The sequence below is a fragment of the Lysobacter sp. K5869 genome (genome assembly GCF_018847975.1).
GTDB lineage: Bacteria > Pseudomonadota > Gammaproteobacteria > Xanthomonadales > Xanthomonadaceae > Lysobacter.
In genome coordinates, this window is sequence record NZ_CP072597.1 from 4,249,679 (window position 1) to 4,264,145 (window position 14,467).

Annotated in this window: 14 protein-coding genes; 4 read left to right on the forward strand and 10 right to left on the reverse strand. The window is 70.3% G+C overall.

What is annotated here, in order from left to right:
- Positions 1 to 33: 33 nt before the first annotated feature.
- Positions 34 to 1,176 (forward strand): MFS transporter, encoded by a 1,143-nt coding sequence (locus tag J5226_RS17855; protein WP_255323127.1) that lies wholly within the window; start codon positions 34 to 36, stop codon positions 1,174 to 1,176.
- 52 nt (positions 1,177 to 1,228) lie between these two features.
- Positions 1,229 to 1,807 (forward strand): alpha-ketoglutarate-dependent dioxygenase AlkB, encoded by a 579-nt coding sequence (locus J5226_RS17860; protein WP_215835772.1) that lies wholly within the window; start codon positions 1,229 to 1,231, stop codon positions 1,805 to 1,807.
- Between the two features lie 271 nt (positions 1,808 to 2,078).
- Here J5226_RS17860 and J5226_RS17865 read toward each other — a convergent pair whose 3' ends face one another.
- The 9 genes from J5226_RS17865 to J5226_RS17905 all read right to left on the reverse strand — a co-directional run bounded on the left by J5226_RS17865 (position 2,079) and on the right by J5226_RS17905 (position 10,353).
- Positions 2,079 to 2,264, reverse strand: a complete 186-nt coding sequence (locus J5226_RS17865; protein ID WP_215835773.1) for a hypothetical protein — start codon at positions 2,262 to 2,264, stop codon at positions 2,079 to 2,081.
- 22 nt (positions 2,265 to 2,286) lie between these two features.
- On the reverse strand, positions 2,287 to 2,916 hold the full coding sequence (locus tag J5226_RS17870) for a GIY-YIG nuclease family protein (RefSeq protein ID WP_215835774.1): 630 nt from the start codon (positions 2,914 to 2,916) through the stop codon (positions 2,287 to 2,289).
- Positions 2,917 to 3,027: 111 nt separating this feature from the next.
- Entirely contained in the window at positions 3,028 to 3,261 is a 234-nt protein-coding gene (locus J5226_RS17875; protein ID WP_215835775.1) for a hypothetical protein, read from the reverse strand.
- A 98-nt stretch (positions 3,262 to 3,359) separates the two neighbouring features.
- Entirely contained in the window at positions 3,360 to 3,662 is a 303-nt protein-coding gene (locus tag J5226_RS17880) for a DUF3247 family protein (protein ID WP_215835776.1), read from the reverse strand.
- 97 nt (positions 3,663 to 3,759) lie between these two features.
- Positions 3,760 to 4,119 (reverse strand): BON domain-containing protein, encoded by a 360-nt coding sequence (locus J5226_RS17885; protein ID WP_215835777.1) that lies wholly within the window; start codon positions 4,117 to 4,119, stop codon positions 3,760 to 3,762.
- Between the two features lie 79 nt (positions 4,120 to 4,198).
- Entirely contained in the window at positions 4,199 to 4,381 is a 183-nt protein-coding gene (locus J5226_RS17890; protein ID WP_215835778.1) for a hypothetical protein, read from the reverse strand.
- Between the two features lie 306 nt (positions 4,382 to 4,687).
- Positions 4,688 to 5,197: a low affinity iron permease family protein gene (locus tag J5226_RS17895; RefSeq protein WP_215835779.1), complete on the reverse strand. Its 510-nt coding sequence runs from the start codon at positions 5,195 to 5,197 to the stop codon at positions 4,688 to 4,690.
- Between the two features lie 5 nt (positions 5,198 to 5,202).
- Positions 5,203 to 5,571 (reverse strand): hypothetical protein, encoded by a 369-nt coding sequence (locus J5226_RS17900; protein ID WP_215835780.1) that lies wholly within the window; start codon positions 5,569 to 5,571, stop codon positions 5,203 to 5,205.
- Between the two features lie 372 nt (positions 5,572 to 5,943).
- Positions 5,944 to 10,353: a DEAD/DEAH box helicase gene (locus J5226_RS17905; RefSeq protein WP_215835781.1), complete on the reverse strand. Its 4,410-nt coding sequence runs from the start codon at positions 10,351 to 10,353 to the stop codon at positions 5,944 to 5,946.
- A 204-nt stretch (positions 10,354 to 10,557) separates the two neighbouring features.
- On the opposite strand from J5226_RS17905, the gene J5226_RS17910 reads away from it, so the two are divergent.
- Together J5226_RS17910 and cueR are read left to right on the forward strand one after the other, a co-directional pair.
- Positions 10,558 to 13,038 carry a heavy metal translocating P-type ATPase gene (locus J5226_RS17910; RefSeq protein ID WP_215835782.1) on the forward strand — a complete coding sequence of 827 codons (2,481 nt, stop codon included), beginning with the start codon at positions 10,558 to 10,560 and terminating at the stop codon, positions 13,036 to 13,038.
- Positions 13,039 to 13,073: 35 nt separating this feature from the next.
- Positions 13,074 to 13,538, forward strand: coding sequence for a Cu(I)-responsive transcriptional regulator (cueR, locus tag J5226_RS17915; RefSeq protein WP_215835783.1), 465 nt, complete (start codon positions 13,074 to 13,076; stop codon positions 13,536 to 13,538).
- Between the two features lie 165 nt (positions 13,539 to 13,703).
- Here cueR and J5226_RS17920 read toward each other — a convergent pair whose 3' ends face one another.
- Positions 13,704 to 14,459, reverse strand: coding sequence for an SDR family oxidoreductase (locus J5226_RS17920; protein ID WP_215835784.1), 756 nt, complete (start codon positions 14,457 to 14,459; stop codon positions 13,704 to 13,706).
- Positions 14,460 to 14,467 lie beyond the last annotated feature (8 nt).

The following is a 14,467-nucleotide window of genomic DNA, read 5'->3' on the forward strand; positions in this document are numbered from 1 at the left end:
ACCGCCAACAAGATCGCGCTGCCGATCCTGGCCATGCTCAGCGTCTGCCACCTGCTCAACGACATGATCCAGTCGTTGCTGCCGGCGCTGTACCCGCTGCTCAAGCAGAGTTTCCAGCTCGATTTCGGCCAGATCGGCCTGATCACCCTGACCTTCCAGGTGACCGCGTCGCTGCTGCAGCCGCTGGTGGGCATCTACACCGACAAGAAACCGATGCCGTGGTCGCTGGCGATCGGCATGGGCTTCACCCTCACCGGCCTGTTGCTGCTCTCGCGCGCGACCAGCTTTCCGATGCTGCTGCTCGCCGCGGCCCTGGTCGGCTCGGGCTCGTCGGTGTTCCATCCCGAATCCTCGCGCGTGGCGCGCATGGCTTCCGGCGGCCGCCACGGTTTGGCGCAGTCGCTGTTCCAGGTCGGCGGCAATCTGGGTTCGGCGCTCGGCCCGCTGCTGGCCGCGTACATCGTCATGCCGCGCGGCCAGGGCAGCGTCGGCTGGTTCGCGTTCGCGGCGCTGGCGGCGATGCTGCTGCTCAGCCGCATCGGCCTGTGGTACCGCGAGCAGATTCCGCTGCACCGCAAGGCCGGCGCGCGCGCCTCCGCCGCCGCGCCGCTGCCGCGCAAGACCATCGCCGCGACCATGCTGGTGCTGGGCCTGCTGATCTTCAGCAAGTACTTCTACATGGCCAGCCTGTCGAGCTATTACACCTTCTACCTGATGCACAAGTTCGGCGTGACCGCGCAGAGCGCGCAGGTGCATCTGTTCGTGTTCCTCGGCGCGGTCGCGCTGGGCACGCTGGCCGGCGGCCCGATCGGCGACCGCATCGGCCGCCGCTACGTCATCTGGTTCTCGATCCTCGGCGTGCTGCCTTTCACCCTGCTGCTGCCGCACGCGAATCTGGCCTGGACCACGGTGCTGACGGTGATCATCGGCCTGATCCTGTCCTCGGCGTTTTCGGCCATCCTGGTCTACGCGCAGGAACTCGTGCCGGGCCGCACCGGCGTGATCGCCGGCCTGTTCTTCGGCTTCGCCTTCGGCATGGGTGGCCTCGGCGCCGCGGCGCTGGGCCAGCTGGCCGACCACGTCGGCATCGAAGCGGTCTACCGCCTGTGCGCGTATCTGCCGGCGATCGGCTTGCTGGCGTGGTTCCTGCCCAAGCTGGAAAAGCGCAAGGCCTGAGCCGCGCGGCGCGGTCTCGCAGAGTGAGACCGCGCCGGCGTAGCCTGCGCGGATGCACCAGACCTCGCTGTTCGCCGCGCAGCCGCAGCATCCCATCCTCGACGCCGAGGGCGGCGTGCGCTACCTGCCCGGCGTGTTCGAGCCGGCGTGGTGCGAGCGCTTGTTCGCCGAGCTGTGGGACGGTGCCGCCTGGAATTCCGAGCAGCGATTGATGTACGAGCGGCTGGTCGAAGTGCCGCGCCGCGTCGCCCGCTACCGCATCGGCCGCGACGAACTGCCGCCGCTGCTGCAAGCCACCGCGCTGCGCGTGCGCGAGACGCTCGACGCGCCGTTCGACAGCGTCGGCCTGAACCTCTACCGCGACGGCCGCGACAGCGTCGCCCCGCACAACGACAAGCTGCACGACCTCGCCCCGGGCCAACCCATCGCCGTGCTCTCGCTCGGCGCGAGCCGGCGCATGACGATCCGCGCCAAGCGCGCGCCGCACGCGACCTGGCATATCGAACTGGAAGCCGGCAGCCTGCTGGTGATGAGCCACGCTTCGCAGTACCGCTACGATCACGGCATCCCGAAAGACCCGGGCGTGGTGGACCCGCGCATCAGCGCGGCGTTCCGCGTGCGGCGCGATTGATCCGCACGCACGACGCAGCCGCATCGCAGCCTCTGTAGGAGCGGCGTAAGCCGCGACCGCGCCCATCCAACTACCGCGAAATCCGCACGGCGGCTTCGCTGTCGCGACAGCGGCTTACGCAAGTAACCGGCGCGAAGCTTGGGGCGTCGGAAAAACCAAAGCCCGGATATCCGGGCTTCGGTGTGTTGAGTGGTATGACGCGACTTCGGTTGATCGCGGCTTACGCCGCTCCTACACGTCCTATCCGCGAAGACGCAACCCGCCTAGCGCCTCACGGCTGCGCGGACGCCGGCGCCGCCGGCGCCTCGTCGCCGGCGGCCAACGCCGCCCAGCGCAGTTCCACGCCGTTGCGCCGGCCTTTCTCGGTCAGCTTGAGTCCGTCGGGATCGACGGTCAGCGTGTAAGCCTTGCCGTCGATGTCCAGTTCGCGCCGCAGCGGTTTGTCGAGTTTGGTCATGGTGCACTCCTGAGCGTTGGGCCTAGGGAACGGAGGGATCGGCGCCGCGGTACCACGCCAGCAAGCTGGGCGGCAGGCGCCGTTCGAGATCGAGCGCGAACGCGCGGTGCGCGTCGAGGGTGTCGAGCAGATTGCGCCGCAACGGCGCCAGCCCCGGGTCGTCGAGCAGCGTGGTGTCGCCTTGCAACTGGGTCAGCAATTGGTCGGCGCGCGCGTACAGCGCATCGCCCTGCCCGTCCAGTTCGCGCGCCAGCCACGCCGACAGCGGGCGATGCACCGCGTAGCCTTGCTCGCGCCAGTGTTCGGCTTCGGCCTGCAACTGCGCGTAGGCGCCGCGGTACCACTCGCCCAGGCCCGCGGCCTGCTCGCGCACGGTCAGCGGCGCGGGCGCGTTGTGCTCGCGCAAGCGCGTGTGCAAGGCGTGCTCGAGCGAACGCGCCTCGCGGACCTTATCGACTTCCAGGGCGAAGGCGCGCTCGAGATCGAAGAATTCGTAATAACGCGGCTGCAAGGCCTGCGCCCGCTGCAACGGATTGCGCGAGTGGCCGATCTTGAGCAGGTCTTCGTACGCGCAAGGCAGCACGTACAAGAACGCGCGGCCCTCGCTGACGCCGGCGGGGCGGTCGGGTTCGCGGCTGCGCAGGAAGGACATGGGCCGATCATCCCTCAGCCTTTGCGAGCGCGGTGTGCACGTCGCGGCAAAACCGAGCGGCCACCGGCCTTGGTTCACGTTTCCTCACCGCGCCGGCCTGTGGCCGGGCGCTCAGACCCGGTCGCGCGCGCCGCGCACGCCGTCGTGCTGGGCACAATGGGCGCAGCAATAGAACCGGCCGTCGTGCTCGACGCCGTGGCCGACGATGCGGCAGTCGCAATGCGCGCAACGCGGCGCCAGCGCGTGGATGGCGCATTCGAACGAATCGAAGGTGCCGGACCGGTCGGGCATGGTCACGGTGAAGGCTTTGTCGTAGGCATTTCCGCAGACGTCGCAGGTAGGCATGCGGTCGCTCCCGCGCGCTCGCGGCGCGCTGTCGTGATGGGTTTCGCAGGTCCGCGCGGACCGAGCCGGTTCAATCGGTCCCGCTCAATCGGCCCGGCTCAATCGGTGAACTTTCGCTCCGCCGAATGCACCGGACGGATCCGCGCGATTTCGTCGATCCATAAGTAATCGCTGCGCCCCGTCGTGGGATCGTCGATGCGGACCACGGCGTTGACGCCTTCGTTGCCCTCGGGATCTAGGAAGGTCTGCAAACTGGGACGCGTGGTCACCACCGCCGCGCGCCAGCTTCCGTCGATCAGTTGCAGATCGACCAATCCTTCGTCCGGCAATCCCGCGACCAAGGCCGTGAGCCGCTCGATCTCGGCGGCGTCGCGGTAAACGCGGTCGGCGAGCTGAGTCATGGAACCTCCCGAGTGTCGGTGGCGCCACGCCGCGGCGGCGCGGGCGCGGCTGCGGCGTGCGTTCATCGCTCACTGCCGGCCCGCGCGGCGGCGCGGTTTACTTGCGCGAATGCGAGGCCATCAAGCCGGTGGTGTCCACCTTCTTGACGCCGTCGATGTTGCGCGCGATGGACGCGGCCTTGTCGGCCTGGGTCTTGTCGACGCTGCCCGACAGCTTGACCACACCGTTGACGGTCTCGACCTTGATGTCGGTGCCCGGCACGCCGTTGGTCGCCATCAACTCGGTCTTGACCTTGGTGGTGATCCAGGTGTCGCTGACCGGCTGCTGCGAATCGTTGCTGGCCGCCGCGGCGGCCGGATCCTGCGCGCCGTCGGCGCGGGTGCCGGCCGTTTGCGCATGGGCGCCGCCGGCGAGAGCCAAACCGAGCGCGGCGACGGCGATGAAGACGGTTTTCATGAGGCGTTCCTCCGAAAGTGGCAGCACTGCGCTGCGGAAGGCGTTGCGGGCGAGCGGTACGGGCCGGGCGCGGGTCGCTTCAATGATGATCCTTGCGTCCCGAGCCGGACTTCTTGCCGCCGTGGTCTTGCTTATTGACCGTGCGCCAGGCGCGCTCCTGCGCTTCCTCCTTGGGCACGCCTTCCTTGCGATAGCCTTCTTCGATGTGCTGGGCCTGACGTTTCTGCTTGTCGGTGTAGGACGACTTGTCGCCGCGTGACATGGTGGGTCTCCGCTGATGCGGGCCGCGCTCGGCGGCCGATGCTGGGGCGAACCGCGCACGGCTCGTGGATCGACGGCGCGAGCGCATCGGCGTCGCGTTGTCGCAACCCACGCTAGCGGCCGCGCGGTTAAGCGATCAGAATCGGAGCGTTAACGCGAAGTGGCGGGTTCATGCGCGCGGCGTCACGGTCGCCGAAACGATGCAGATGGGAGGACGCCAGGCATCGGGCCCGATGTCGCGGACCGGATCGCAAATCCAAGCGCGGCGTCGGGCCGGTTGTTCGCCTGCCGCAAAGAGGCGAAAGCACTAACGTTTCGGGCGGGCTTTTCCGTCGCCCGGGTCTTTCGACCTGCGCTCCTCGTCGCGCCGATCCAGCTCCGCCCGCAGCTCGTCGTCGGTGCGTTCGAGCTCCGCCTCGACCTCATCGCCGCCATCGTCGCGTCGGCGCTTCGCCTCGTCGCGCGCCTTGCAGGCTAGATCCTCATAACGCTTGCGGAAACGCTCCAACGAGTCCTCGTCGAGCTCTTCCAGGTCCAGCAGCGCGTTCTCGGCCGCGCGGGTGGCGCGGATCAGCTCGTCGAGCTTGATCTGCACCGCCGCGGCGTCGCGGTTCTGCGAGTTCTGGATCAAAAACACCATCAGGAACGTGACGATGGTGGTGCCGGTGTTGATCACCAGTTGCCAAGTGTCGCTGAAACCGAATATCGGCCCCGACACCACCCATACCAAGACCACCAGCACCGCCAAGCCGAAGCACAGCGGGTGCCCGGTGAAGCGCGAAGCCGCCTTGGCGCCGCGCTCGAAACTGCGGCGCATGAGGTTCATCGGCGGCCGCGCTCGCGCTGCAAGCGTTCGCAGGCCGCTTCCGCCACGGCGCGCGCGTCGTTCCAATCCAGGCGCGAAGCGCCGTGCACGCGGCGATAGCGGTCGCGCAGTTCGTCCTCGGCCTGCGGACGGTCCTCGATCTGAGCGCGGACGTAGGCGTCCAGGCCGAGCTTGACCGCGGGCTCGTAATCGCTGAAGCGCAGGCCCGGACGGCCGAACAGCACGCGGTAATGCGCGCGCCAATAGCTCAATTCCGAGTCCAGATCGACCGCGTCGGGCGACAGGCGCGTCGTCGCGGCGGTGGTTCGGCCCGCGATGACGGCGGCGCGGCGGGTCGACAGCGTGTGCGGAGAGTCCAGGCGCATTGCGTTTCCTCGAAGGCTGCGGCGCGAGCACCGACCCGGCGCGGCAGAAACGGTGTGCGAATGCGGCGTAACGATGGGGCGAACGCATCGTCGGCGGTGCGTGCGCGTTGGCGCATTCGCTCGTTCACGGTCCCCGGGAACCACCTTGCCACCGCGCGGCGCGAAGAGCGCGTCGATTTCGCGCGGCCGCATTGTTTTCGGATTCAGTTTCGCGCGCGCCAACGCGACGCGAGAATCGCCGCGAATACGATGAATCGCGCCGCCAGGAACGATTGCGCGCATGACATGGCGCTGGTTTTACGATTTCTTCCGCTTCGGCGGAACTGCGTCGCGCTTTGGCGCTGAATCGCTCAGGCGCCGCCGCCGGTCGCCTCAGCGCGCGCCGAGCCCCAAATTGCGCATGACTTCGTCGATGCGCGAGTCCGCGGCCGCGGCGACGCTGTCCGGACGGCGCAGCAGCAAACGCTGGATCTCGCGTTGCGCATCGGCGGGCAAGGATTCGATCCACTCCACCTGCCCCGCCAACAGGCTCGCCACCGCGACGCCGTCGCGGAAGGCGATGCGCGCGCCGGGAATGCGCGGCACCTTGGCGCCGGCCAGCACGCTGCCGGTGAGGTTGAGCGGATCGGCCGCCGACACGCAGACGATTTCGCCGTCGTGTTCGCGCGAACGCGCCTGCCGCAACGCGCTGACCGCATCGGGCAGCGCGTATTGCTCGCCGGTCATGCCGCTGACGAAGCGGCCGCCGCGGATTTCGCCGCGCGCTTCCAGCCGCCGGTAGACGCGCAGCAGATCGCGCCACGGCGGCAGCCACGCGGCTTCGCGCTGGATCAGGCGCCAGAACACCACGCCGTAGCGTTCGAGCAAGCGCCAGGCGATGTGTTCGACCGATTCGGCGGCCTGCGCCGCGTCGGCCTGGGCGGAATCTTCCGGCCGTGTCAGCGACCAACGTCCGGCGTCCTGCAGATCGGTCAGCATCGCCCGGCGACGGCGCTGGCCGTGGCTGGCGGCGCGCTTGGACGGCGGCACCAGCAGCGCGCGCAGGCCGGCGTAGCTGTCGCAGGTGATGCGGCCGCGCACCACCAGTTCGCCCAGCGCCTCTTCCAGTTCGGTGCGCAGCAAGTGCGCGGAGCGTTCGAGTTCGTCGAAGAACGAAGCGCCGCGCGCGGCCAGCGCATCGAGCACGCGTTGCGCGCGCGAGGACACCGGCGCCGGATCGGCGTTGCGGCCCGCGGCCCATTGCCAATCCGCCAATGCGCGCCGCGGCAGCAGCACGATGGGCGTTTGGCGCACGCTCGGCACGCCCTGCGGCGCGGCCGGCTCGGCGTTCGCGGCCGCATTGTTCGGCCGCAGGCGCGCCCAGGTCACCCGCCCGGCCGAACACAGTTCGTCGAGCCAACCGGATTCGTAGTCGCCGATGCGCGCCGGCAGCAACTCGCTTTCCCAGACCGAAGCCGGCGCCTCGAAGCCTTCGAGCTGCTCCAGCACCGCTTGCAGCGCCTGCGGGCCGCTCATGCGCGAACGCCGCGACAGCTTTTGCCAGTCGAACAGGAAGCGCGCGTAATCGCGCGGCGCCACCGGTTCGATCTCGCGGCGCAGGCGCCCGACCGTGTAGCGATGGATACGCGCGAGCAAATGCCGCTCGCACCATTGTTCGTCGCCGCCGAGCAGACTGTCGGGCTCGAACCGGCCGCGCATCACGTAGCCTTCCGACTCCAGCCGCAGCAGCGCCAGTTCCACCTCGCCCGGCTCGCGCCGCGCGTCGCCGGCGAGCGTCGCGGCCGTGGTCGGGCCCAGCGCGGTCAGGCGCGAGCGCAGCGTTTCGATCAACGCCGCTTCGGCGCTCCACTGGGTTCGCGCGTACTCCTCCGGCACCTCGACCGCCGGTTCGGCCTGAGCCTGCGGAAACAGCGCCAACGCCTGCGGCAAGCTTTCGGTGGCGACCCACCACGCCGCGGCCGCGTCGTCCGCGCGCAGGCGCAGCGCGGTCGCGCGCCCGGCGTCGGCCAGCGCGCACAGCCAACCCTCCCAGCCGTGCGCCTCGGCCTCGCCCGCGGTAACGAAGCCCAGGCCCATCAAGGCCTCGTGCATTTCGTCGGCGTCGCGCACTTCCGGCCACGCTTCCTCGCGCACGGCCTCGATCGCCTGCGGATCGAGCCGGCCGAGATCGTCGGCGCTGTCGGCGTCGCCGTAGCGCCGCGCCATCACCGCCTGGGTGCGGCGCTCTTCGATCGGCGCGTCGTCGAGGAAAGCGTACGGCTTGGCGTTGAGCGCCTCGGCGGCGATCGGCGACGGCCCGGTGACGTCGCGGCCGACCACGCGGATTTCGCCGGCCTCCAGGCGCCGCAGCATGCGCAGCCAGCCTTCGCTGTCCATCGCCTCATACAAGCAATCGTGCAGGGTCTGTTCGACCAGCGGATGCTCCGGCACCTCGCGCTCGCCGGCCAGATTCTCGGCGCAGGCGACCTGATCGGGAAATACCGTCGCCAGCAGATCCTCGCTCTTCATCCGCTGCAACTGCGGCGCGACCTTCTTGCCGCCGACGAAGCGCGGCAGCGCCAGCGCCGTGGTCGCGACCCAGCGCCAGCGCGCGCCGAACAGCGGCGCGTCGAGCAAGGCCTGGATCAATACGTCTAAGGCCGAGGCCGAATGCAGATAGCGCGCCACGTCCTCAAGCGGGAAGCTGTGGCTGGTCGACAGCGACAGCACGATCGCGTCCTCGGTCGCCGCCGCCTGCAGCTCGAAATTGAACTTGCGGCAGAAGCGCTTGCGCAGCGCCAATCCCCAGGCCTTGTTGACGCGGCTGCCGTACGGCGAATGGATGACGAGTTGGGTGCCGCCGGACTCGTCGAAGAAACGCTCGAACACGAGGGTGTCCTGCGTCGGCACCAGACCCAGCGCGTGACGGGTGCGGCCGAGGTAATCGGCCAACTGCAGCGCGCTGGCGGAATCGAGCGCGAACTCCTGCGCGAGCGCGCGCGCCGCGCCGGCGTTGTCGTCGGCGCGCTGGAACGCGGCATCGGCGGCCGCGCGCAGGCGCGAAACGCTGTGCGAGAGTTCGTCGCTGCGGCCCGGCGCCTCGCCGAGCCAGAACGGAATGTTCGGCGGCAGGCCTTGCGCGTCTTCCACCCGCACCCGGCCCGGCTCGACCCGCAGAATGCGGTAGCTGGCGTTGCCGAGCTGGAACACGTCGCCGCCGAGGCTTTCGACCGCGAAGTCCTCGTTGACGCTGCCGATCACCTGCGCCTCGGGCTCCAGCACCACGGCGTAATCGCCGGTGTCGGGGATGGTGCCGCCCGACATCACCGCGGTCATGCGCGCGCCGCGCCGCGCGCGCACGCGCCCGTGCACGGCGTCGCGATGCAGGTACGCCGCGCGCGGCCCGCGCCGGGTGGTGAAACCGTCGGCGAGCATGCGCACGATCTGGTCGAAGTGCTTGCGCTCCAGGCGCGCGTAAGGCCAGGCGCGGCGCACGCAGGCGAACAGCTCGTCCTCGCCGCAATCGCGCATCGCCGCCTCGGCGACGATCTGCTGGGCCAGCACGTCCAGCGGCGCCGGCGGGATGCGCAACGCGTCGAGTTCGCCGCGGCGCACGCTGTCGAGCAGCGCCGCGCATTCGACCAAGTCGTCGCGCGAGGACGGGAACAGCCGCCCCTTGGGCACGCCGCCGACGTGATGGCCGGCGCGGCCGACGCGTTGCAAGAACGCGGCGATGGCGCGCGGCGAGCCGAGCTGGCAGACCAGATCGACGTCGCCGATGTCGATGCCGAGCTCCAGCGACGCGGTCGCGACCAATACCCGCAGTTGCCCGCGCTTGAGCCGCTGCTCGGCGTCCAGGCGCAGTTCGCGCGACAGGCTGCCGTGATGCGCGGCGACGGCGTCCTTGCCGAGCTTGTCGGCCAGATGCTTGGCCGCGCGCTCGGCCATGCGCCGGGTGTTGACGAACACCAAGGTGGTGCGGTGCTGCTCGACCAGTTCGGCCAGCCGCGCGTACACCTCGTCCCATTGGTCGTGCGACATCACCGCGCTCAGCGGCGAGCCGGGCAGTTCCAGGGCCAGATCGCGGCGCTTGTCGTAGCCGATGTCGACGATGGCGCAATCGGGCGTGCCGTCGGCGGCGACCGCGTCGCTGCCGACCAAGAAGCGCGCGACTTCGTCGATGGGCTTTTGCGTCGCCGACAGGCCGATCCGCACCGGCGGCGCCGCGCACAATTCGCGCAGGCGTTCCAGGCTCAGGCTCAGGTGGCTGCCGCGCTTGTCGTCGGCCACGGCGTGGATTTCGTCGACGATCACCGAACGCACCGTGGACAGCATCGCCCGCCCCGATTCGGAGCCGAGCAGCACGTACAGCGATTCGGGCGTGGTCACCAGGATGTGCGGCGGGCGCTTGCGCATCGCGGTACGCTCGCCGGCCGGCGTGTCGCCGGTGCGCACCGCGGTGCGGATGCCGGGATCGGGCAGGCCCAGGCGCCGCAGCTGTTCGGCGATGCCGGCCAGCGGCGCTTCCAGGTTCAGATGGATGTCGTTGGACAGCGCCTTCAGCGGCGAGACGTAGACCACCTGGGTTTCGTCGCGCAGCCCCTGCTCCAGGCCTTCGCGCACCAGCGCGTCGATCGCGGCGAGGAACGCGGTCAGGGTCTTGCCCGAACCGGTCGGCGCGGCGACCAGGGTGTTGCGGCCGGCGCGGATGTTCGGCCAGGCCAACTCCTGCGCGCGGGTCGGCGCCGGGAACGCGGCGCGGAACCAGGCGGCGATGGCGGGATGGAAGGCGTCTAGCACCATGAGCGGCGGCCTGCCGGCGGCGGCGATGCGGGGAGAGTCCCGAGATGGGGGCGATTGTGGCATTGGCCAGCCTGGGGCCGGGCCGTCTCAGCCGGTGCGACTGAACGATTTACCGGCGCCGATCTCACACCGCGCACCCAACCTTGACCTTACCATCATGGGAACCCACACCCTGTGCGGCATCGAGCCAAACGGGAGTCCCCCATGAGCGCTACCGCCGTACCCAACCCCGCCCTGCAGCGTCTGCGTTTCGACGTGACCGGCATGACCTGCGGCTCCTGCGTGGGCCGCATCGAGAAAGCCTTGCGCGCCCTGCCCGGGGTCGCCGAGGCCACGGTCAATCTGGCCACCGAGAGCGCCGAGGTCGCCCATTCCGGCGCGCTGAGTCCGGCCGAGATCGTCGCCGCGGTGACCGCCGCCGGCTACACCGTGCCGACCCGCGAGACCACGCTGGAAGTGACCGGCATGACCTGCGGCTCCTGCGTGGGGCGGATCGAGAAGGCCCTGCGCGCGGTGCCCGGTGTGATCGCCGCCACGGTCAATCTGGCGACCGAGCGCGCCCGCGTCGAGGCGCTCGGCGGCGTCGAACCGGCGACGCTGATCGAAGCGGTCGCCCGCGCCGGCTATCAGGCCCGCCTGCCGGGCGGCGACGGCCCGGGCGACGGCGGCGGCGGTTCGCCCGCGCACGACGGCCCGGCCGGCGGCGGCGAGGCCGCCCACGCCGGCCACCTCGACGCGCGCGAAGCCCAGGCCCAGGCCGCGCTGTCGCGCCAAACCCGCCACCTGCTGATCGCGGCCGCGCTGACCTTGCCGCTGGTCGCGCCGATGATCGGCCTGCTGTTCGGCAAGCATTGGATGCTGCCGGGCTGGGTCCAGTTCGCCCTCGCCACGCCGGTGCAGTTCTGGCTCGGCTGGCGTTTCTACCGCGCTGGCTGGGCCGCGCTGCGCGCCGGCAGCGGCAACATGGACCTGCTGGTCGCGCTCGGCACCAGCGCCGGTTACGGCCTGAGCCTGTACCACCTGCTGCGCGGCGAAACGATGGCGCTGTACTTCGAGACCTCGGCCGCGATCGTCACCCTGATCCTGCTCGGCAAGTGGCTGGAAGCGCGGGCCAAGCGCCAGACCACGGCCGCGATCCGCGCGCTGCAGGCGCTGCGGCCGGCGCGGGCGCGGGTGCTGCAAGACGGCGTCGAACGCGAGATCGCCATCGCCCAGTTGCGCGTCGGCGATCTGGTCGTGGTGCTGCCGGGCGAGCGCATTCCCGCCGACGGCCGCATCCGCGAGGGCCGCACCCACGCCGACGAATCGCTGATCACCGGCGAATCGCTGCCGGTGGCGCGCGGCGAAGGCGACAAGGTCACCGGCGGCGCGGTCAACGGCGAAGGCCGGATCGTGGTGGAAACCCTCGCCGTCGGCGCGGAAAGCGCGCTGGCGCGGATCATCCGGCTGGTCGAGGACGCGCAGGCCAAGAAGGCGCCGATCCAGCGTCTGGTCGACCGGGTCAGCGCGGTGTTCGTGCCGGTGGTGATCGGCCTGGCCTTGCTGACCTTGATCGGCTGGGGCGTCTACAGCGGCGATTGGAGCCAAGCGCTGCTGCACGCGGTCGCGGTGCTGGTGATCGCCTGCCCCTGCGCGCTCGGGCTGGCCACGCCGACCGCGATCATGGCCGGCACCGGCGTGGCCGCGCGCCACGGCATTCTGATCAAGGACGCCGAAGCGCTGGAGAACGCGCACCGCATCGGCATCGTCGCCTTCGACAAGACCGGCACGCTGACCGAGGGCAAGCCGGTGCTGGCCGAATGGATCGCCGGCGACGGCGACCGCGGCGGCCTGCTGGCGCGCGCCGCCGCGCTGCAATCGGGCAGCGAACATCCGCTGGCCCAGGCGGTGTTGAACGCGGCCGCGAGCGAAAACGTCGTCGTCGCCTCCGCCGCGCAGGTGCGCGCGGTGCCGGGACGCGGCGTGCGCGGCAACGTCGCCGGCGAGGCGCTGGCGCTGGGCAGCACGCGCATGCTCGAAGAGGCCAGCGCCGAGTTCGGCGCGCTGCGCGCGCAGGCGCAGGAGCTGGCCGGACGCGGCCACAGCGTGTCGTGGCTGGCGCGCGAGCGCCTGGGCGCGGCGCCGCAAGTGCTCGGCCTGCTCGCCTTCCGCGACGCCCCGCGCCCCGGCGCGCGCGCCGCGATCGCGCGCTTGCACGCGCTCGGCCTGCGCACGGCGATGATCTCCGGCGACCACGCCGGCGCCGCCAACGCGGTGGCGCAACAGCTCGGCATCGACGACGTGCGTTCGGACGTGTTGCCCGAGCAAAAGGCCGCCGCGGTGACCGATCTCGCCCAGGGCGGCGCGGTGGCGATGGTCGGCGACGGCGTCAACGACGCGCCCGCGCTGGCCGCGGCCGACGTCGGCATCGCCATGGGCAGCGGCACGGATGTCGCGATGCAGGCCGCCGGCATCACCTTGATGCGTACGGAGCCGGCCTTGGTCGCCGACGCCATCGCCATTTCCCGCCGCACCACGCGCAAGATCCGCCAGAATCTGTTCTGGGCCTTCGGCTACAACGTCGTCGGCATCCCGCTGGCCGCGTTCGGCCTGCTCGATCCGGTGTTCGCCGCCGCGGCGATGGCGTTTTCCAGCGTCAGCGTGCTCGGCAATACCTTGTTGCTGCGTCGCTGGAGGCCGGCATGAACGCCGCCGCGCCCACCTTCAGGAGTTCCAAGCCGATGAACCGCCCTCTGTCCGCCCCCGAACTGGCCCAGGCCAAGGCCGAAGGCCTGCACAACATCGGCGAGGCCGCGCAGCTCAGCGGCGTCAGCGCGAAGATGATCCGCCATTACGAGAGCATCCGCCTGATTCCCGAAGCCGGCCGCAGCGTCGCCGGCTACCGCCTCTACAGCGACGCCGACCTGCACCGGCTGCGCTTCATCAAGCGCTCGCGCTCGCTGGGGTTTTCGATCAAGCAGATCGAAACCTTGCTGGGCTTGTGGGACAACCGCTCGCGCGAGAGCGCCGAGGTCAAGCGGCTGGCGCTGGATCACGCCGCGGAGCTGGCCGAGAAGGTGCGCGAGATGCAGACCATGCAGCGCACGCTGGAGGAGTTGGCGCGCAAATGCCATGGCGACGATCGGCCGGATTGTCCGATTTTGGAGGATTTGGCGGCGGAGTGTTGCGGCAGCGGGAAGGCGTAAGGACGCAGTTCGCGCGGGCGCCGAGCGTTGGAAAGATTCGCCGTAGTTGGGTTGTCGCGGTCGCGGCTCGCGCCGCTCTACAGGGGCTGCGGATGGTTCGTTTCCGACTGTAGGAGCGGCGCGAGCCGCGACCGCGACAACGCAACTACGACGCTACCCCCGTCGTCAGTTGAGCTTAGCCACCCAACTCAACGGCGCCCGCTTCATCCACCACCCCACCAGCGCCCACGGCCACCACGGCACGTAGGCCTTGTTCTTCTCCGTCTCGATCGCCCGCGCCAGCAAGCGGCAGCCGGTCGCCTCGTCGATGATGAAAGGCGTGTGCGCCGCCGGCGCGCCGTCGTTCATTTCGGTGCGGATGTAGCCGGGGAAGATCGTGCTGACCCGGATCGAAGGCTTGCGCAGCATGTCGGTGCGGATGCCCTCGGCCAGCGCGGCGACGCCGGCCTTGCTCGCGGCGTAGGCGGTCAAGCCGCCGCGCAGGCCGCGCATCGCGCTCATCGAGGAAATCAGCACCAGGTGGCCCTGGCCCGCGGCGCGGAAGATCTCCATCGCCGCTTCGCACTGCGCCAACGCGGCGAGGAAGTTGGTTTCGACGATGGCGCGGTTCAGCGCGAACTGCCCCTTGCCCACCGGCGCGCCCTGGCCGATGCCGGCGTTGACCACGACCCGGTCGAGGCCGCCGAGTTCGTCGCGCAGTTCGCCGAACACGCGGAACACCGCGGCGTGATCGGTCACGTCCAGGCTGCGCAGGGCGACGCGGATGCCGGGGTGTTCGGCTTCGAGTTCGGCCTTGAGCGCCTCGAGCCGGTCGACGCGCCGCGCGCACAGCGCCAGATCGCGGCCGGCGCGGGCGAATTCGCGGGCCATGCCGCGGCCCAGGCCCGAGCTGGCGCCGGTGATGAGGATGCGCTTGCGCATGACGGACG

Excerpts from the sequence above, each read along its gene's own strand:
- J5226_RS17855 (WP_255323127.1), top strand. The coding sequence starts at position 34 with ATGCTCAGCGTCTGCCACCTGCTCAACGACATGATCCAGTCGTTGCTG.
- J5226_RS17860 (WP_215835772.1), top strand. The coding sequence starts at position 1,229 with ATGCACCAGACCTCGCTGTTCGCCGCGCAGCCGCAGCATCCCATCCTC.
- J5226_RS17865 (WP_215835773.1), bottom strand. The coding sequence starts at position 2,264 with ATGACCAAACTCGACAAACCGCTGCGGCGCGAACTGGACATCGACGGC.
- J5226_RS17870 (WP_215835774.1), bottom strand. The coding sequence starts at position 2,916 with ATGTCCTTCCTGCGCAGCCGCGAACCCGACCGCCCCGCCGGCGTCAGC.
- J5226_RS17875 (WP_215835775.1), bottom strand. The coding sequence starts at position 3,261 with ATGCCTACCTGCGACGTCTGCGGAAATGCCTACGACAAAGCCTTCACC.
- J5226_RS17880 (WP_215835776.1), bottom strand. The coding sequence starts at position 3,662 with ATGACTCAGCTCGCCGACCGCGTTTACCGCGACGCCGCCGAGATCGAG.
- J5226_RS17885 (WP_215835777.1), bottom strand. The coding sequence starts at position 4,119 with ATGAAAACCGTCTTCATCGCCGTCGCCGCGCTCGGTTTGGCTCTCGCC.
- J5226_RS17890 (WP_215835778.1), bottom strand. The coding sequence starts at position 4,381 with ATGTCACGCGGCGACAAGTCGTCCTACACCGACAAGCAGAAACGTCAG.
- J5226_RS17895 (WP_215835779.1), bottom strand. The coding sequence starts at position 5,197 with ATGCGCCGCAGTTTCGAGCGCGGCGCCAAGGCGGCTTCGCGCTTCACC.
- J5226_RS17900 (WP_215835780.1), bottom strand. The coding sequence starts at position 5,571 with ATGCGCCTGGACTCTCCGCACACGCTGTCGACCCGCCGCGCCGCCGTC.
- J5226_RS17905 (WP_215835781.1), bottom strand. The coding sequence starts at position 10,353 with ATGGTGCTAGACGCCTTCCATCCCGCCATCGCCGCCTGGTTCCGCGCC.
- J5226_RS17910 (WP_215835782.1), top strand. The coding sequence starts at position 10,558 with ATGAGCGCTACCGCCGTACCCAACCCCGCCCTGCAGCGTCTGCGTTTC.
- cueR (WP_215835783.1), top strand. The coding sequence starts at position 13,074 with ATGAACCGCCCTCTGTCCGCCCCCGAACTGGCCCAGGCCAAGGCCGAA.
- J5226_RS17920 (WP_215835784.1), bottom strand. The coding sequence starts at position 14,459 with ATGCGCAAGCGCATCCTCATCACCGGCGCCAGCTCGGGCCTGGGCCGC.